Below are 17994 nucleotides of genomic sequence, written 5' to 3'. Positions count from 1 at the left end.
CGCTACCGGAGCGTTCCGCCGGGCCGGAGCCTGAGTTGGTGATCGTTCTTGCTGAGGCTCGTGGGCGTCGCGTGCCGGTGCACGCCGCCGGGCTCGGTGCGGCCGTCGTGCTCGGTGCGGCCGCGGCCGCGCTCGGCGCGCGGGTGCCCGTGCTGGGCGCGCCGGTCTTCGCCGTCGTCGCCGGAGTGCTGCTGAGCCCGCTGGCCCGGCGCCGGTCCGAGGCGTTGCGACCGGGGCTGGACCTGGCCAAGGGGCCGGTCCTGCAGATGTCCGTCGTGCTGCTGGGTGCCCAGCTGTCGCTCGGCGAGGTGCTGCACGTCGGCGCGGGGTCGCTGCCGGTCATGCTCGGCACCCTGGCGGTGTGCCTGCTGCTGGCCTGGCTGGCCGGCCGCCGGCTCGGGGTGTCCGGCGACCTGCGCACGCTGATCGGTGTCGGCACGGGCATCTGCGGCGCCTCCGCCATCGCGGCCACCACCCCCGCGCTGCGGGCGAAGGGCGGCGACGTGGCGTACGCCATCTCGACGATCTTCGTGTTCAACGTCGCCGCCGTGCTGGTCTTCCCGCCGCTCGGCCACGCGCTCGGCCTGAGCCCGCACGCGTTCGGGCTGTTCGCGGGCACGGCGGTCAACGACACCAGCTCGGTGGTGGCCGCCGCGGGCGCCTTCGGCGGCGACGCGGACCGGTACGCGGTCGTCGTCAAGCTGGCCCGGACGCTGATGATCATTCCGGTGGTGCTCGCCGTGACCGCCTGGACGCGCCGCCGTGAGGAGCCCGTGCAGACGTCGAAGGCGCGTCTGGCGGCCTCCCTCGTCCCGTGGTTCCTGATCGCGTTCCTCGGCGTCGCCGCGCTGAACACCGGCGGCCTGATCCCGGCCGGGGGGCAGGAGGCGCTGCACCGGCTGGCGCTGCTGTGCATCGCGATCGCCCTCGCCGGGGTGGGCCTGTCCGCCGACGTGGCGGCCATGCGCCGGGCCGGTGTCCGGCCGCTGCTGCTCGGCCTCATCCTCTGGGTCGCGGTCAGCGCGACCAGCCTCGGGCTGCAGCACCTGCTCACCGGATGACGGCCCGGCCGGAGGGCGGCTGTGACAGACTGCGCACGATGCCGCTGCCGCCCTGGATGAACGACCTGCCGGCGCTCGACCTCCTGGTCTCCGTCGCCGAGACCGGCAGCGTCGGGCGCGCGGCGCAGGCGCACGGGATCACCCAGCCCAGCGCGAGCGCGCGGCTGGCGAAGCTGGAGCGCCGCCTCGGCGTGTCCCTGCTGGTGCGCTCCCGGCGGGGAAGCCTGCTCACCCCCGCCGGCGAGGCGGTCGTCGCCTGGTCGCACGGCGTCATCGACGCCGCGCACGCACTCGCCGACGGCGTGCTGACCCTGCGCGCCGACCGGCAGGCGCGGCTGCGACTTTCGGCGAGCCTCACCGTGGCCGAGCACCTGCTGCCGGGATGGCTGTTGAGCCTGCGCCGCACCCACCCCGGCCTCGACATCGCCGCTGACGTGGCGAACAGCCAGGGCGTCGTCGAGGCCGTCCGCCGCGGCGTGGCCGACCTCGGCTTCGTCGAGTCGCCCGACATCCCCGCGGACCTCGGCTCCCGCGCCGTCGGTGAGGACCGGCTCGCCCTGGTCGTCGCCGCCAGCTACCCGCTCGCCGCGCACGCCTGGCGCGAGCTGCGGCCCAGCGACCTCGCCGACCAGCCGCTCCTGCTGCGGGAGCCGGGCTCCGGCACCCGCGACACCTTCCTGAACGCGCTCGAACAGGCGCTCGGCTTCCCGCCTGTACTGCCGCACGCCATCAGCCTCGGCTCGACCACGACGATCCTCGCCACGGTCCGCGCGGGCGGCGGCGTCGGCGTGATCAGCGCCCGCGCCGCCGCGCCCGCCGTCGCCGCCGGCGACCTGGTCGAGCTCCGGGTGGCGGGCCTGCACCTGTCCCGCCCGCTGCACGCCTTGTGGCTCGGCCGCACCCCGACCGCCGTGGCGGCGGAACTGCTCGACATCGCGGCGCGGTGAACGCCGCGACGAGCGCCCAATTCGGCGCGCCGGAAGTACGCCCGGCCGTGACGTGCACTGACTGAAAACGATGGGTCGTTCGGCCGATGAAACCGTCCGGACGTCGTGATCTTCCGTCCCGAAATCGTCGTAGGGCTCCCTTAAGCTCTGCCCCGTGGCGTACCCGCAAGCACAGTCATGGCTGGCCATCGACTACGGCACCTCCAACACCGTGGCCATGTTGTCCTGGCCGGACGGCCGGGTGCGGCCGCTGCTGTTCGACAGCTCCCCGCTGCTGCCCTCCGCCGTCTGCGTCGACGACGACGGCAGGCTGCTGACGGGCCGGGCGGCGCAGCGCAAGGCGCGGCTGGTCCCGCAGGCCTATGAGCCGAATCCGAAGCGCCGCGTCGACGACCTGGAGCTGCTGCTCGGCGAGCAGTCGGTGCCGATCGTGACGCTCGTCGGCGCGACCCTCGGCCGGGTCTGGCAGGAGGCCGTGCGGGCCCTGTCGGAGCCACCGGCGAGGGTCGTCATCACCTGCCCGGTCGAGTGGGGCCCCGCCCGCCAGTCCGTGCTGCTCGACGCCGCCCGGCACGCCGGCCTGCCCGAGGTGACGCTGCTGCCGGAGCCGACGGCCGCGGCGACGTATTTCGCGACCGTGCTCGGCCGCGAGCTGCCCCAGGGTGGCTGCCTGGTGGTCTACGACCTGGGCGCGGGCACGTTCGACGTGTCGGTGGTGCGCCGCGGCCCGGAGACGTTCGAGCCGCTGTCGTTCCGCGGCCTCGACGACTTCGGCGGCCTGGACCTGGACGAGATCGTGCTGTCGATCGTCGGTGACATCGTCGGCCACACCGCCCCGGACGAGTGGCGGCGGCTGCGCAACCCGAGCACGACCGCGGAGAGCCGGGCGTTCCGGACGCTGTGGCAGGACGCGTCGGAGGTCAAGGAGGCGCTGTCCGCCCAGTCCTCGGCGGCGCTGCTCGTGCCGCTGGTCGACCAGGACGTCCTCGTCACCCGCGAGCAGTTCGAGGAACTGGCCCGGCCGCGGCTCGCCGACACCATCCGGATCACCACGCAGTGCATGCGGGAGGCGCGGGTCGCGCCGGAGCAGGTCGGCGCGGTGTTCCTGGTCGGCGGCGGGACGCGGATGCCGCTGATCGCCACCATGCTGCATCAGGCGACGGGGATCGCACCGACGGTGCTGGACCAGCCGGAGCTGGTGGTGGCCGAGGGGGCGCTGCGGTCGGTGGCGCACCTGCCGGCACCGGCGTTCGCCACGGCCGCCGGACCGGTCTCGCCGCCGTTCACCCAGCCCGCCGCGCCCGTCACCCCGGCCGCCGCGCCGGCGGCACCCGCCTCGCCCGCCGCCGCACCGGTCGCGCAGGGGTTCCCGCACGGAGCGCCGGTCGCGCCCGCCTCACCGGCGGCCGGGCCGGTGTCGCCCGCGGTCTCGGTGCCGGTCAGCGGGCCGTTTGCCGCGCCGGTCAGCGCGCCGTTCACGCCGCCCGGGTCGCCGGCGGTCGCGCCGGTCAGCGGGCCGAATGCGCCGGTGTCGGCGCCGGTCGGGATGGACTCGCCGGTGAGCGGAGCGTTCCAGCCGTCGGCGGAGTGGCCGGCCGGACCGTACCCGCCACAGCCGGGACTCGGCACGGGCTACCCAGGTGTGCCATCGGTGCCGTCGGTGCCGCCGCAGGGCGGCAGCCGCCCGGCCGAGTTCATCACGATGCCTGCCGGGACCGCGGTGCAGGCCGTGGTGCTGACCGTGATCGGTATCGCCGCCTACCTCCTGGGCATCACGCTCGCCGCCGACGAGGCACGCACCTACTACAGCTCGTACTCCTACACCACCTCGTTCTACGGTGAGGAGGAGGCGGCCAGCGCCCTGCTGTTCCTATGCCTGCCCGGGTGCCTGATGCTCGTGGCGGCGGCATCTGCGGTGGGCGGGCTGCTGCGGCGCCGCCAGCTGCACGTCGACGGCACCGGGCTGCGGCTGCTCGAGCAGGACCCCGGCCCGGATCTGCGGCTCAAGGCGTTCGGCTGGATCGTGCCGTCGCTCGCGCTGGCCATCGGGTCCATCTGCTTCGTCGAGTACTGGTTCGAGGACGGCGACCAGGGCTGGCTGCTCATCCTGCCGTTCCTGGCCGGGCTCGCCGGGCTGGCCCACGGCGTGCTCAAGCTCCGCCGGATCGAAGCCGGGCGCCACCGGTGGCTCGGACAGCTCCGGCAGGCGCCGCCGTCGGCCGCGGGTGCGCGGATGGCGATCGAGACGGATGCGTACCGCTGGGCGGACGTGCACTCCGTCACCGTGCAGCGGGTCGGAGCCAACCGGCACCGTTCGGTCGTGATCGTGCCGGCCGACCGCAGCGAGCTGCACAGTCCGGCGTCCGCGCACCGCCGCATCCTGTTCAGCGGGACAGCGTTCGTGTTCGCGGACCTCGACGCCGCCGGGATGCCGGCGCGGCGGGTGACCGCCGCGATCGAGCAGGTCAGCGGCGGCAAACTGGGCGGCGCCGTCGGTCGCTGAGCGCACGGCGGCCGCCGCCGGGGCCCGGGGCGCCCGGTCGCCGCTGGGCGCGGGGTGCCGCCGTCGGTCAAGGCCGCCATCGGGCCGGGGTGCCGCCGTTGGTCAAGGCCGCGGTTGGGTTCGCGGCGCCGCCGTCAGGGCGCCGTCGGGCTCGGATGCTTGGCCGCCGCTGGGTGCGGGGCGCGGTCGTCGGTCAGGGCTGCCGTTGGGCTCGCGGTGCCGCCGCCGTCAGGCCCTGCGTGCCGCCGTCGGTCAAGGCCGCGGTCGGGCTCGGATCGCCGCCACCGTCAAGGCCGCCGCTGGGCCTGGGTGCCGGCGTCGTTCAAGGCCGCTGTCGGTCGAGGCCGCTGTCTGGCTCGGGGCGCCGCCGTCGTCGTCGGGAGCTGGGTGCGGCTGTTGGTCAAGGCTGTCGTTGGGCTTGGGGCGCCGCCGCCGTCAAGGCCGCCGTCGGACCCTGGGTGCCGCCGCCGGTCTTGGCCGCCGCTGGCTCCGGGGCACCGTCGCCGGTCATGAACGCCGCTGGGTTCGGGGTGCTGCCGCCAGTCACGGCCGTCGGCGGGTGCGGGGCGCCGGTCTCGATCGCCGTGCGCAGCAGCGCTGCGAACAGTGCCAGGCTCGCCAGGACGTAGACGTTGCCGACGACCGCGGCCACGATCGCCCGGTCGCCCTCGGTGGTCCAGATGAGCCGGCTGCACAGCACCGCCCAGGCCCCGCCCGCGACGGCGACCGCGCCCGACTCGGCCAGCACCACCAGCGCGGGGATGAGCCACACCAGGTGGTGGCCCCAGCTGATCGGGCTGCAGAGGCAGCCGAGCGCCCCGGTGAGCGCGAGCCCGAGCCGCACGTCGCCGGTGCGGCGCACCGCCCAGCACCAGGCGGCGGCGAGGACCGCCGACAGCGCCACCCACGCCGGCACGGCGGCCGCATCCGGCAGCAGCCGCACCAGCGCGCCGTACAACGACTGGTTGAACACGAACCCGGGTTCGCCGACCCGGCCGAGCTCGAAGAGGGCGCCGAGCCAGAACCGCCGGGAGGCGTCCGGCGCGACGGCGGCGGTCAGGGCGCCGGCCGCACCGAACGTGGCCGCGGCCGTGGCGGCCGCCCGGTGTCGCCTGGTCGCCAGCAGGTACAGCACGAACACCAGCGGGACGAGTTTCACCGCGGCCGCCAGCCCGATGCCGATCCCGGCGAGGCGGTGCCGCCGCGCGACGAGCAGCCCGAGATCGGCGGCCACGAGCCCGAGCAGCACCAGGTTCACCTGGCCGAACGAGAACACCGCCCGGACGGGGTCGAGCATGGCGGCGCCGGCGGTCGCGCAGAGCAGCACCGCTCCGGGCGGCCAGCCGGTGCGGGCGGTGAGGGGGCCGACCAGCCAGGACAGCACCCCGGTCAGCGCGGCGGCGCTCACCACGAAGCTCGCGCCGACGGCGACCGGCCAGGGCGCGACGGCGAGCGGCGCCATGAGGATCGCGGCGGCCGGCGGGTAGGTGAACCCGTACGGGCTGCCGGGCAGCAGGTACGCGTACAGATCCCCGCCGGCCAGCCAGGAGCTGACGGCGCCGCGGTACACCCGCAGGTCGAACAGGCCGTTCCAGCTGGTCAGGGTGGCGCTGACGAGCACGGCGGCGAGGAGGCCGGCGCCGGTCGCGACGTACGCCACCCGCTGCCGCATGCGATCACGGTAGCCGCCGGCGGTCCGGCGGGCCTCAACCGTTCGACCATGGCGGGTCGGTGCGAATCAGCCCGCCGGCGCCAGGACCGCGTCGTCCGGGGCGCCGTAGATCGCCTTGTAGGCGAGGTAGGCGGTCAGTCCTTCCGGGCCGAGCTCGCGGCCCATGCCGCTGGCCTTCACCCCGCCGAACGGGGCGGCGTGCGAGGTGCCGTACATGTTGACACCGATCGAACCGGTCTCGATCTGCCGGGCGACCTGCAGGGCGTGCTCGACGTCCTGGCTGAAGACGCAGCCGGCGAGGCCGTAGTCGGAGTCGTTGGCGATGGCGATCGCCTCGGCCTCGCTGCCGTACGGGATGACCGCGACGACCGGGCCGAAGATCTCGTCCCGGGCGATCCGCATGCTGTTGTCGACCTGGTCGAAGACGGTCGGCTCGAGGTAGTAGCCGCGGTCCAGGCCGGTGGGCCGCCCGCCGCCGAGCACGACCCGGCCGCCCTGTTCCCGGCCGAGCGCGATGTACTGCTCGACGCGTTCGCGCTGGGTCTGTGAGATGAGCGGGCCCATGGTCGTGTCCTCCTTGCGCGGGTCGCCGGTGACGGTGGCGGCCAGCGCGGCGGTGACGGCCTGGACCGTCTCGTCGTACCGCGCGCGGGGCGCCAGCACGCGGGTGTGGGAGAAACAGACCTGGCCGGTCTCCGGCGCGCACAGCCGCGCGGCCTTGGCCGCGAAGAGCTCCATGTCGGCGTCCTCGAGCAGGATGGCGGCCGACTTGCCGCCGAGCTCGAGGGTCACCGGCTTGAAGTCCGCGGCGCAGGCCTGGGCGATCGCGCGGCCGGCCGCCGTGGAGCCGGTGAATGCGACCTTGCGGACGCCGGGGTGGGCGACGAGCGTGGCGCCTGTGGCGGCGCCGCCGGTGATGACGTTGAAGACGCCGGGCGGGAAGCCGGCCTCGGCGACGGCGTCGGCGAGCAGGAACGCGTCGAGGCTGGTCTGCGGTGCGGGCTTGAGCACCACGGTGCAACCGGCGGCCAGCGCCGGCGCGATCTTGAACGCGGCCAGGGGCTGGGGGCCGTTCCAGGGCGCGATCAGGCCGGCGACCCCGACCGGTTCCTTCCGCACGAGGGTGTTCGAGCCGCGGTAGGTGCGCAGTTCCTCGAACTCGTAGGTGCGGACGACGCCGGCGTAGTAGCGGTAGAGGTTGGCGGCGCCCATGACGTGCAGGCGCTGCATGGTGACGGGGAACCCGTTCTGCGGCAGGAGGACCTCGACGAACTCGTCCGCGCGCCGGTCCAGCACCGTGGCGAGGTTGTCGAGCAGGTCGGCGCGGGCCGCGGGGGTCAGGCTGCGCCAGGCGTCGGCGGTCAGGGCGGTGCGGGCGGCGCGCACCGCGACGTCGACGTCGGTGTCGTCGGCGTCAGCGATTGATCCGAATTCTTCCTCGGTGGCCGGGTTGGTGATGCCCAGCCGCGCACCACTGTGGGCGCTTTCGCGGCGACCTGCGACGTAGAGGTGATTCACGTAGGTTTCCACACACAACTCCTGGTGTCTTCCGCCGCTTCGGAAAAGGTCCTGACCGGCTCTTATTACGAGTCAGTTAACTCTGATAGTGTACTCCGGTACATGAGCGTAGTGTCTGTACTCAGCTTCCGCAGCGACGCCACGGGTGGGATCGGCCGCGTGCGCGAGGAGGCATTGCTCCGCGTCATAGCCCGGTCGCGACCATCTCTCGCTAACGTGAAGGAGACCCGGTGACCCGTTTGAGGACGGCTCTGACCTGCTCGATTCTGGCCCTGACCACCACCCTGGCCGCCTGCGGCGGATCCTCTACCAGCTCCGACCCGTCGGCCGCCTCGTCCGGCAAGCCCGACGAGGCCAAGAACGCCGCGGCCACGCTGCGCGTCGTCGTGCCCTCGATCTCGCAGTTCCTCGGACAGCCGTTCCAGGCGGCGTCGCCCCCTCGGGCCGAGTCCACCTCGGCGATCTTCGACGCGCTCACCCGGGTCGACAACACGGGCACGCCCGTGCCGTGGCTCGCCAAGTCCTGGAACCGTGTCAACGACACCACCTGGCAGTTCTCGTTACGCACCGACGTGAAGTTCTCCAACGGCGAGCCGGTCGACGCCGACGCCGTCGTGGCGACCGTGACCACCCTGCTCGGCGCCGCCGGCACCGGCAGCGTCGCCAAGCTGTACAACCCGACGGTGTCCGGGGCGACCAAGGTCGACGCCGCCACCGTCAACATCACCAGCTCCAAGCCCGACGGGGTGCTGCCGCAGGAGATCGCGGCGCTGTACATCGTGCCGCCGAAGTACCTCGCCGAGGTCGGGATGGACGGCTTCGCCAAGGCCCCGATCGGCACCGGCCCCTACACGGTCACGTCGATCAGCAGCACCGAGATCGCGATGAAGGCCAACCCGACGTCGTGGCGGAAGCCGATCATCGGCAACCTCCAGATCAAGCAGGTCGCGGACCAGACGGCGCGGACCAACGCGATCCTGTCCAACGCGGCCGACATCAACACCCTGCTGGACCTCGACCAGATCGACAACGTCAAGGCCAAGAACTTCACGGTCTTCCCGCTGAAGAACCAGGCCGTCTTCCTGCTGCAGTTCATCGCGTCCACGGGTGGCTCGAAGCCGCTGGACAACCCACTGGTCCGCCAGGCGATCAACTACGCCGTCGACAAGGACGCGGTCATCAAGTCGGTGTTCCAGGGCCTGACCACCGTGGCCAGCCAGGGCACCGCCCCCGGCACCACCGGTCACGACGACGGCCTGCAGCCCTACCCGTACGACCAGGCCAAGGCCAAGGACCTGCTCACCCAGGCCGGCTACCCGAACGGCTTCGAGCTCACCGGCGTCTACTCCCTCGGCGCCTTCGCCGGCGACAAGGACTTCCTGGCCCAGGCGCAGAGCGACCTCGCCAAGGTCGGGATCAAGCTGACCATGAAGCAGGAGACCACCGCGAACATGACCAGCTACCTGCTCAAGGGGCAGTGGCCGGCCGACATGTTCACCACGGCCTACCTCACGGCGCCGACCCAGGACGCGACGAAGGCCTACTCCTTCAACAGCTGCCTGCGCAAGCCCGGCTCGTGGTGCGACCAGACCCAGGCGGACCTGATCAGCAAGGCCCTGACTCAGACCGTGGGCACCCCGGAGCGGGCGGAAACACTCAAGGCGCTCGCCAAGGCGATCCACGACAACCCGCCGGCATTGTTCTTCAACAACGGGCTCAAAGTCATCGCCTACAGCAGCGGTGTGGCCGGTTACACAATCGACAGCTCGACGAACACTTCCTGGGAGACAGTGTATTTCAAGTAGCTGATCTTCCCGACTCGTTCAATGGTGCCGGCACCAGGCAAGACGGTGCCGGCACCTGATCAGAAGGACGATACGAATGGCCGATACCGGAATCAGTACGGGACTATCAGCCGCCGCCGTGCGGGCACTGAGTGTGACCTATCGTCGCGGCGCCCGGCTGGTGCACGCCGCCCGCGACGTCAGCATCGACATTCCGCGGGGCCGCATCGTCGGGCTCATCGGCGAGTCGGGCGCGGGCAAGTCGACGGTGTTGCGGGCCCTGCTGGGCCTGACCAAGCCGACCAGCGGCGTCGTCGAGATCGCCGGCACCGACCTGTCGACCGTGTCGGCCAAGGCGGCCCTCGCCCTGCGCAACCGCATCCAGGTCGTCATGCAGAACCCCTACGCCAGCCTCGACCCGCGCTGGTCGGTGGCGGACTCGATCGCCGAGCCGCTGCGGGCCCGGTCCCGGCAGCGCGGCAGCGAGCCGATGAGCAAGGACGACATCGCCCGCCGCGTCGGCGAGATGCTCGACCGGGTGCGGCTGCCCACCAGCAAGCTGCACTCGTTGCCCCGCGAGCTGTCCGGCGGCGAGCGCCAGCGTGTCGCCATCGCCCGGGCGCTGTCGGTGCGCCCGGCCATCCTCGTCGCCGACGAGCCGGTCACCGCCCTGGACAACGTGACCACCGCGGAGATCCTCGGCCTCCTCGAGGAGCTGCACGCCGAGGTCGGGCTGGCCATCCTGATCGTCTCGCACAGCATGTCGGTCATCGCCCAGCTCGCCGACGACGTCCACGTGATGCAGGACGGCCGGGTCGTCGAGTCCGGCTCGGCCGAGTCGGTGCTGGACGACCCGCAGCACCCGCACACCGCCATGCTCATCGCCGCGAGCCGGTACCTCGACGAATGGGACGGCTCGGGCCCCGAACTCACCACGGCGGCGGCGCGATGACCCAGCAGCTCTCCGCGCGGCCCGCAGCCGCCCCGCCGCAGGACGCCGAGGACCCCGTGGCCCGCCGTATCGCGCTGCGGCTCGGGGTGCGGGTGATCGAGCTGGTCGGGTTCCTGGTCCTGCTCGTCACCGTGCTGTTCTTCCTGGCGCGGGTCCAGGGCGACCCGGCCGTCATCCTGGCCGGCCCCGAGGCGACCCCCGAGGACGTGGCCCAGATCCGCGTGATCTACGGGCTCGACAGCCCGCTGATCATCCAGTACCTCAACTTCCTGCGGCAGTTCCTGCTGTTCGACTTCGGCAACTCGATCACCGAGCGGGTCCCCGCCCTGGACCTCGCCGCCGGCCGGCTCGGCACGACGCTCCTGCTGTGCGTGATCGCGACGGTCATCAACGTCGCGGTCGCCACGCCGATCGGCATCTACATCGGCGGCGGCACCGGATCCGCCGCCGGCCGCCGCCGCCCGCTGCGCAAGGTCGTCAGCGGCATCGTGCTGGCCACCCAGGGCATCCAGTACTACATCATCGCGCTGCTGCTGATCACCGTGTTCGCGATCAAGCTGCAGGTGCTCCCGGCGATCGGGTTCGACCGGGCCGACTCGTGGATCCTGCCGAGCATCAGCCTCGCCTGGCTGGCGGCGCCGCGCCTGGCCCGGGTCGTGCAGAGCGCCGCGCGGCAGGTCTGGTCCTCGGAGCTGGTGCACACCGCGACCGCGTACGGGTTGTCGCCCGCGACGATCCGCACCAAGTACGTGCTGCCCAACGTGCTGGTGCCGCTGATCGCGACCGCGGGCACGCAGTTCACGCTGCTGCTGTCCGGCGCGGTGATCGTCGAGCAGCTCTTCGGCATCAACGGCCTCGGCCAGCTGCTGGTCGTCAGCGTGCAGAACGCGGACTTCCCGTCGCTGGCCGCCGGCGTCACCCTCATCGGCCTGGTCGTCTTCGCCGTCACCGCGGTGTCGGACGTGCTGTACCGGATCGCCGATCCCCGGCTGAGGAGGAACGGCTGATGGCCACCAGCGGCACCCGGACCTGGCGGCTGCTGCCACGCGGCGTGAAGAGCTCGCTGTACTGGCTGATCAGCCTGCTCATCCTCGGCCTCACCGTGTGGAAGCACGGGGCCGGGCACGCCGAGCAGGACATCCGCAGCCGGCTGCAGGGCCCGAGCGCGCAGCACTGGCTGGGCACCGACGGCGCCGGCCGGGACAACCTCCAGGAGCTGCTGCACGGGCTGCCGTGGTCGGTCGAGGTCGCGCTGCTGGCCACGCTGATCGCCGCGGTCGTCGGCACGCTCGTCGGGGTGACGTCCGGCTGGTACGGGCGCTGGTGGGCGCGGGCGATCCTCCGGCTGGTCGACTTCGAGGTGGCGTTCCCGTTCGTCGTGATGGCGGTCGTCCTGATCGGCGTGCTGGGCCGGGGCACCCTGCAGATCGCGCTGGTGCTCGGCATCGCGCTGTGGCCGCTGGTCGCCCGGGTCGTGCACGGCGAGACGCTGCAGCTGCGCGAGCAGGAGTACGTCGTCTACAGCAACCTCGTGTGGGGCAACGGGCTGCGGGTCATCCGGGAGCACCTGGTGCCGGCGCTGCTCATCCGGGTCGCGGTCGTCAGCGCGTTCGTGTTCGGCGACGTGCTCGGCGCGGCGGCGGCACTGTCGCTGCTCGGCATCGGGCCGTCGCTGGAGACCTCGTCCTGGGGCAACATGCTGGCCGACGGGCAGCAGTACCTCAACCGCGACCCCTGGATCGCGCTGAGCTCGGCGCTGGCGCTGGTCGTGCTGCTGGTCTTCGTGAACATGCTGGCCGACCGGCTGGCCGCGGCGGCGTCCCGGTCGGGCACGGCGGCCACCATGACGGAGGTGCTCGCACCGGCCGAGGCCGCAGACCTGGACGCGACCGCACCGGCAGATCGGGGAGCGCGATGACCGAGACGACCAACACGACCAAGCCGACCGGTGCGGGCGGGCCGGCGGCGGCGACGCAGCTGGTGGTCGACGTGTCACAGCTGACCGTCGAGCTCGGCGACCCGGACCGCGGGCACGGGGTGCGGATCGGGCCGGTCGATCTGCAGATCGGGCGCGGCGAGTGCGTGTGCGTCGTGGGCACCTCGGGCGCCGGCAAGAGCACCATCGGCCAGGCGCTGCTCGGCATGCTCGGCCCCGGCGGCCGGGTCACCGGCGGTTCGGTGCGCGTCGCCGGTACGTCGCTGTTCGAGGCCGACGACAAGACGCTGCGTTCGCTGCGCGGCTCCACCGTGACGATGATCTTCCAGGACCCGACCTCCGCGCTGAACCCGGTGCGTCGCCTGGACAAGATCTTCGCCGACGTCCTCAAGGCGCACGGCACCACCGGCAGGGACGAGATCGCGGCGCGGACCCGGGAGGCCCTGACCGCGGCCGAGCTCGACCCGGACGCGGCGATGCGGCGCTACGCCCACGAGCTGTCCGGCGGCATGCGCCAGCGCGTGATGGTGGCCCTCGCCCTGGTCAACCGGCCCGCCGTGATCGTCGCCGACGAGCCGACGACCGCGCTGGACCCGACCACGCAGAAGGAGGTCATCGAGCTGTTCGGCGTCCTGAAGCGGACGAACACCCTCGTGGTGATCACCCACGACCTGCGCGTCGCGCGCCGGCTGGCCGACCGGATCGTCGTGATGAGCCTGGGCCGGATCGTGGAGACCGGCACCGTCGAGGAGATCATGACCGCGCCGCGGCATCCGGTGACGCAGGGGCTCGTCGCCAACCAGAAGCTGACCAAGGTCGTGAAGCGAAGGGACCGGTCCTGAGCCCATGCCGGAAGCCACTCCGGAAGACCTGTCCGACCTCACGTTCGACACCGTCGTCGCCGGCGGCGGCACCGCCGGCTGCGTGCTGGCCAACCGGCTGTCGGCCACCGGCGAGCAGGTCGCGCTCGTCGAGGCCGGCCCGGACTTCGGCCACAGCCGCGGCGGCGCCTGGCCGCCGGTGCTCAACGACGCGAGGTACGTGCCGACCCCGTACGACTGGGGGTACCACGTCGCGCCGTACGGCTACGACATCCCGTTCATCCGCGGCCGGGTCCTCGGCGGCTCCTCGGTCATCAACGCGGCCGGCATCAACTGGGGCCTGCGCGAGGACTACGCGCGGTGGGTGGAGCTCGGCGCCGAGGGCTGGGGGTTCGAGGACCTCCGGCCGTTCCTGCTGAAGGTCGAGCGGCTCCGCGGCGACGACGCCCCGGGCCGCGGCCGGGACGGCGCGTTGTTCGTCTCCCGCGACCGGGCGACGTCGCCGCTGCTGGACGACCTGCGCCGGGCCTACGCCGCGGCCGGCCTCCCCGGCCCGATCGACGCCTCCGGCCCCGACGCCGCCGAGGGCTGGGGGGACGGCACCCGCAACGCCGACGGCGACGAGCGGTATCACGCCGCACGGGCCTACCTGGACGACGTACGCGACCGGCCGAACCTCACGGTCATCGGCGACACGCTCATCGACCGGGTGCTGTGGGACGGCGACACGGTGACCGGCGTGGCCGTCGTCCGCGACGGCCGGCGGTCGCAGCTGCGCGCCCGCCGGGTCGTGCTGGCCGCCGGCGCGATCGGCACGCCCACGGTCCTGCAGCGCTCCGGCATCGGCGACGCGGCCGCCCTCGCGCCGATCCTCGGCGACGGGGTGCCGCTGCACCACCTGCCCGGCGTCGGCCGGAACCTGCATGACCACTACGGCAGCCGGCTGTTCATGCGCACGGCGCCCGGCTTCGCCGAGCGGCTGGCGGCGCGCGGGCACGTCCCGGGCACGCGCCAGTCCTTGTTCGCCCGGGTGAAGAGCGACCCGGCGCTGCCCGCGTACGACCTGAGCATCGGCGTCAACCACGGCGACACCGCACCGCCGGACGGCCTGCTGCCGATCACGGTGTTCCTGGTCCACCTGGCCGCCGAGGGCTCGGTGACGATCGCGGACGCGGACCCGCACTCGCATCCGGTCATCGACCTCGACATCGGCCGGGACGAGGACCTCGACGCGATCGCCCGCGGCCTGCGGTGGCTGCGCAGGCGGCTGGCCGACCCGGCGGTGCGCGACTGGTTCGCCGCCGAGGCCGCCCCTGAAGCCCCTGAGTCCGCCGCAGAGGATGCGGACCTGCGCGAGCACATCCGGCGCAACATCTTCCTGTTCCACCACGCCACCGGCACCGGCCGGCTCGGCCCGGCCGGCGACCCGCTGGCGGTGGCCGGCCTCGACGGGCGCGTCCACGGCTTCACCAACCTGTACATCGGCGACGCCAGCCTCATGCCGAGCATCCCGCGGGGCATGATGATCCTGACGGTGTACGCGATGGCGGAGAAGATCGCCGCCGGTCTGGTGGCGACGTCGCCGGTGCCCCGATGACGCCACCGCCCGGTCTGACCCGGTGGCGCCCCGTCGGCGCCGGCGTGCGCATGGACCCGGTTCCGGCGGTCGGCGAGCACACCGAACGGATCCTGGCCTTCCTCGGCCGCAGCGCCGAGCAGATCGCCGCCCTGCGCGATGCCGGCGTCATCTGAACCAGCAGAAGGAGGTGGCGGCGTGACGGACCTGAACGCTGAGGAACGCGCCGTGGTCGACCTGGTCCGCGACTTCGTCGACCGGGACGTGCGCCCGGTCGCCCGCGACCTGGAGCACGCGAACGAGTACCCGGAGCGGCTCATCGACACGATGAAGGAGCTCGGCGTCTTCGGGCTGGCGATCCCTGAGCAGTACGGCGGGGCGCGCGTGTCCATGTCCTGCTACGTGCAGGTCACCGAGGAGCTCGCCCGGGGCTGGATGAGCCTGGCCGGCGCGATGGGCGGGCACACGGTGGTGGCGAAGCTGCTGCTCGCGTTCGGCACCGAGGAGCAGCGGCAGCGGTACCTGCCGGGGATGGCGACCGGCGCGATCCGGGCCACGATGGCGCTCACCGAGCCGGGTGGCGGCTCCGACCTGCAGGCCATGACGACGACGGCCCGCCGCGACGGCGACGGGTACGTGATCAGCGGCGCCAAGACGTGGATCACCAACGCGCGGCGTTCGCAGCTCATCGCGCTGCTGTGCAAGACCGACCCCGACGCCGTGCCGAAGCACAAGGGCGTGAGCATCCTGCTGGTCGAGCACGGGCCGGGCCTGACCGTCTCGCGGGACCTGCCCAAGCTCGGCTACAAGGGCGTGGAGAGCTGCGAGCTGTCGTTCGACGGCTACCGGGCGCCGGCCGGAGCGCTGCTCGGCGGCGTCGAGGGGCGCGGGTTCGCCCAGATGATGACCGGGCTGGAGACGGGGCGGCTGCAGGTGGCGGCCCGGGCGCTCGGCGTGGGGCGGGCCGCGTTCGAGGACGCGCTGCGCTACTCGCAGGAGCGGCACTCGTTCGGCCGGCCGATCTGGCAGCACCAGTCGGTCGGCAACTACCTCGCCGACATGGCGACGAGGCTGACCGCCGCCCGGCAGCTGGTGCTGTACGCGGCGGAGCGCACCGAGGCCGGGCGGCGGTGCGACCTGGAGGCGGGGATGGCGAAGCTGTTCGCGTCCGAGACGGCCATGCAGATCGCGCTCGACGCGATGCGGGTGCACGGCGGCTACGGCTACTCCACGGAGTTCGACATCGAGCGGTACTTCCGCGACGCCCCGCTGATGATCGTGGGTGAGGGCACCAACGAGATCCAGCGCAACGTCATCGCCCGCCAGCTCGTGGAGCGCGGCGGGATCGACGCCTGACCGGCGGGGGCGGGCCCCGGCGCAGGGGTCCCGCCAATATGTTTATCTCTAGTATAGAACTTGAGTACATGATACCGTGCAAGCATTGCGGTACCCCAGTGCAGCGGAGGACGCATGAGCGGTTCGGAGCGCAGCGGAGAAGCCGCTCATCAGTGGCGCAGATTCAGCTCAGGCCGACGCCGGAGCGCAGCGGAGGTGGCGGCATGAGCGGGTGGGACAGGTTTCTGACCGAGCACGACCGGGAGATCGCCGCGCAGGCCGGCTACGGCGCCAGGATGGGGCTCGGCGGCAACGTCGCCGTCCTGCTCATCGACGCCACCTACCTGTTCTGCGGCGACCCCGGGCTCAGCGAGGCTGAGTCGCTGGCGCTGTACCGCAACTCCTGCGGCCCGGCGGCGTGGCGGGCCGTCGAGGCCATGGCCGGTCTCGCCGCCGCCGCCCGCGAGCGCGGCCTGCCGGTCGTCTACACCCGGCCGGTGCGCCCCCGCCCCGACGGGCTCAACCGCGGTCGCTGGCTGGACAAGAACCGCCGCGGCCGCGAGGACATGAAGCCGGCGCCGCGCGCCTTCGACATCGTCGACCCGATCACGCCGGCCCCCACAGACGTGGTGCTGGACAAGGAGAAGCCCAGCGCGTTCTTCGGCACCCCGCTGGCCGCATACCTCACCGACTGGGGCGTCGACTCGCTGCTCGTCGGCGGCGGCGTCACCAGCGGCTGCATCCGCTCCACGGTCCTGGACGCGTTCTCGCTCAACTACCGCGTCGGCGTCGTGCAGGAGCTGACGTTCGACCGGATCGAGGCGTCGCACTGGATCAACCTGTTCGACCTGGACCAGAAGTACGCCGACGTGATCGGCCTGGCCGAGGCCCACGACTACGTCGCGCGGGCCGGGGAGGGACCGTTCCATGCGGCTGCCTGACTCCGGGCGGTACGCCTACCGTCCCATCACCGACCGGCCCGCGTTCGCCTGGCCGCACGGCGGCGGCCTGGCCGCCTACGTCGCCGTCAACGTCGAGTGCTTCGCCTACGGCGGCGGCGGGGCGACGCTGACGCCCGGCATGGACCCGCCGAACAGCGAGCACCGCCGGTACGGCTGGCGCGACTACGGCATCCGGGTCGGCCTGTGGCGCATCCTCGACGAGCTCGCCGCCCGCGACCTGCCGGCCGCGTTCGTGCTCAACGCGTGGGTTCCCGAGCTGTACCCGCCGGTCGCCGAGGCGCTGCGCGCGTCCGGCGGCGAGATCGTCGGGCACGGCCGCACCAACTCCGAGCTGCAGGGCGGGATGGCCGAGGACGAGGAGCGGACCCTGATCGAGGAGTCCACGGCGCTGCTCACCGCCGCGTTCGGGACCCGCCCGGCCGGCTGGATGTCCCCGGGCGCCACGCAGAGCGCCAACACCCCGGACCTGCTGGCCGAGGCCGGCTACACGTACACCCTCGACTGGCCGATCGACGACCAGCCGGTGTGGCTGTCGACCCGCGGCGGGCCGCTGCTCAACGTGCCGTACCCGCTGGAGACCAACGACTACCCGCAGGTGCTGTCCCGCGGGCACACCGGCCGCGAGTTCGCCGACATCGCCCACGACCACCTGACCGAGATGCTGACCCAGGTGGGCCCGGCGCGGACGCCGCTGGTGTACGCGCTGAGCCTGCACCCGTTCACCGCCGGCCAGCCGCACCGGCTGCACGCCCTGCGCCGGGTGCTGGACCTGCTCGCCGAGCGCCGCGACGACATCTGGCTCACCACCCCCGGCGCCATCGCCGAGCACTATGCGGCGCAGGTGACGGCATGAGCGGGCCGGAGCGTAGCGGAGGGCCGCGAATCGGGATTACAGGGTGGAGCTCAGGCCGGCGCCGGAGCGCAGCG

15 protein-coding genes are annotated in these 17994 nt (G+C 72.9%); 13 read left to right on the top strand and 2 right to left on the bottom strand.

Annotated elements, in window-relative coordinates; genetic code table 11:
• Window positions 1–38 precede the first annotated feature (38 nt).
• The 3 genes from ACQEVZ_RS47750 to ACQEVZ_RS47740 all read left to right on the top strand — a co-directional run bounded on the left by ACQEVZ_RS47750 (window position 39) and on the right by ACQEVZ_RS47740 (window position 4511).
• Window positions 39–1061, top strand: a complete 1023-nt coding sequence (locus ACQEVZ_RS47750; RefSeq protein ID WP_433381051.1) for a YeiH family protein — start codon at window positions 39–41, stop codon at window positions 1059–1061.
• Window positions 1062–1099: 38 nt separating this feature from the next.
• A complete protein-coding gene (locus tag ACQEVZ_RS47745; protein WP_344500353.1) occupies window positions 1100–2008 on the top strand; it encodes a LysR family transcriptional regulator in 909 nt (302 codons plus the stop codon).
• Window positions 2009–2162: 154 nt separating this feature from the next.
• Window positions 2163–4511 (top strand): Hsp70 family protein, encoded by a 2349-nt coding sequence (locus ACQEVZ_RS47740; protein WP_433381048.1) that lies wholly within the window; start codon window positions 2163–2165, stop codon window positions 4509–4511.
• Window positions 4512–4911: 400 nt separating this feature from the next.
• Here ACQEVZ_RS47740 and ACQEVZ_RS47735 read toward each other — a convergent pair whose 3' ends face one another.
• Both ACQEVZ_RS47735 and ACQEVZ_RS47730 read right to left on the bottom strand, forming a co-directional pair.
• Window positions 4912–6183, bottom strand: a complete 1272-nt coding sequence (locus ACQEVZ_RS47735) for a glycosyltransferase 87 family protein (protein ID WP_433381045.1) — start codon at window positions 6181–6183, stop codon at window positions 4912–4914.
• Window positions 6184–6249: 66 nt separating this feature from the next.
• Window positions 6250–7713, bottom strand: a complete 1464-nt coding sequence (locus ACQEVZ_RS47730) for an aldehyde dehydrogenase family protein (protein WP_433381042.1) — start codon at window positions 7711–7713, stop codon at window positions 6250–6252.
• 218 nt (window positions 7714–7931) lie between these two features.
• On the opposite strand from ACQEVZ_RS47730, the gene ACQEVZ_RS47725 reads away from it, so the two are divergent.
• The 10 genes from ACQEVZ_RS47725 (at window position 7932) to ACQEVZ_RS47680 (ending at window position 17920) form a co-directional block, all read left to right on the top strand.
• Window positions 7932–9506 carry an ABC transporter substrate-binding protein gene (locus tag ACQEVZ_RS47725; protein WP_344500362.1) on the top strand — a complete coding sequence of 525 codons (1575 nt, stop codon included), beginning with the start codon at window positions 7932–7934 and terminating at the stop codon, window positions 9504–9506.
• Window positions 9507–9639: 133 nt separating this feature from the next.
• On the top strand, window positions 9640–10437 hold the full coding sequence (locus tag ACQEVZ_RS47720; protein ID WP_433381037.1) for an ABC transporter ATP-binding protein: 798 nt from the start codon (window positions 9640–9642) through the stop codon (window positions 10435–10437).
• Window positions 10434–11444, top strand: coding sequence for an ABC transporter permease (locus tag ACQEVZ_RS47715; RefSeq protein ID WP_433381034.1), 1011 nt, complete (start codon window positions 10434–10436; stop codon window positions 11442–11444). The genes ACQEVZ_RS47720 and ACQEVZ_RS47715 overlap by 4 nt, the downstream gene beginning before the upstream one ends.
• Entirely contained in the window at window positions 11444–12355 is a 912-nt protein-coding gene (locus ACQEVZ_RS47710; protein ID WP_344500368.1) for an ABC transporter permease, read from the top strand. The genes ACQEVZ_RS47715 and ACQEVZ_RS47710 overlap by 1 nt, the downstream gene beginning before the upstream one ends.
• Window positions 12352–13215, top strand: coding sequence for an ABC transporter ATP-binding protein (locus ACQEVZ_RS47705; protein WP_433381030.1), 864 nt, complete (start codon window positions 12352–12354; stop codon window positions 13213–13215). The genes ACQEVZ_RS47710 and ACQEVZ_RS47705 overlap by 4 nt, the downstream gene beginning before the upstream one ends.
• Before the next feature lie 4 nt (window positions 13216–13219).
• Window positions 13220–14791 carry a GMC family oxidoreductase gene (locus ACQEVZ_RS47700; RefSeq protein ID WP_433381027.1) on the top strand — a complete coding sequence of 524 codons (1572 nt, stop codon included), beginning with the start codon at window positions 13220–13222 and terminating at the stop codon, window positions 14789–14791.
• Window positions 14788–14946 (top strand): hypothetical protein, encoded by a 159-nt coding sequence (locus ACQEVZ_RS47695; RefSeq protein ID WP_433381024.1) that lies wholly within the window; start codon window positions 14788–14790, stop codon window positions 14944–14946. Before ACQEVZ_RS47700 ends, ACQEVZ_RS47695 begins: the two co-directional genes overlap by 4 nt.
• A 22-nt stretch (window positions 14947–14968) precedes the next feature.
• Window positions 14969–16126: an acyl-CoA dehydrogenase family protein gene (locus ACQEVZ_RS47690; protein WP_344500376.1), complete on the top strand. Its 1158-nt coding sequence runs from the start codon at window positions 14969–14971 to the stop codon at window positions 16124–16126.
• 203 nt (window positions 16127–16329) lie between these two features.
• The gene (locus ACQEVZ_RS47685) at window positions 16330–17046 is read left to right on the top strand and encodes an isochorismatase family protein (RefSeq protein ID WP_433381019.1); all 717 of its coding nucleotides are present in this window, start codon (window positions 16330–16332) and stop codon (window positions 17044–17046) included.
• Window positions 17033–17920: a polysaccharide deacetylase family protein gene (locus tag ACQEVZ_RS47680; protein WP_433381016.1), complete on the top strand. Its 888-nt coding sequence runs from the start codon at window positions 17033–17035 to the stop codon at window positions 17918–17920. Before ACQEVZ_RS47685 ends, ACQEVZ_RS47680 begins: the two co-directional genes overlap by 14 nt.
• Window positions 17921–17994 lie beyond the last annotated feature (74 nt).

Source organism: Dactylosporangium sp. CA-152071 (genome assembly GCF_050936335.1).
GTDB lineage: Bacteria > Actinomycetota > Actinomycetes > Mycobacteriales > Micromonosporaceae > Dactylosporangium > Dactylosporangium maewongense.
This window is presented reverse-complemented; position numbering and strand designations above follow the sequence as displayed.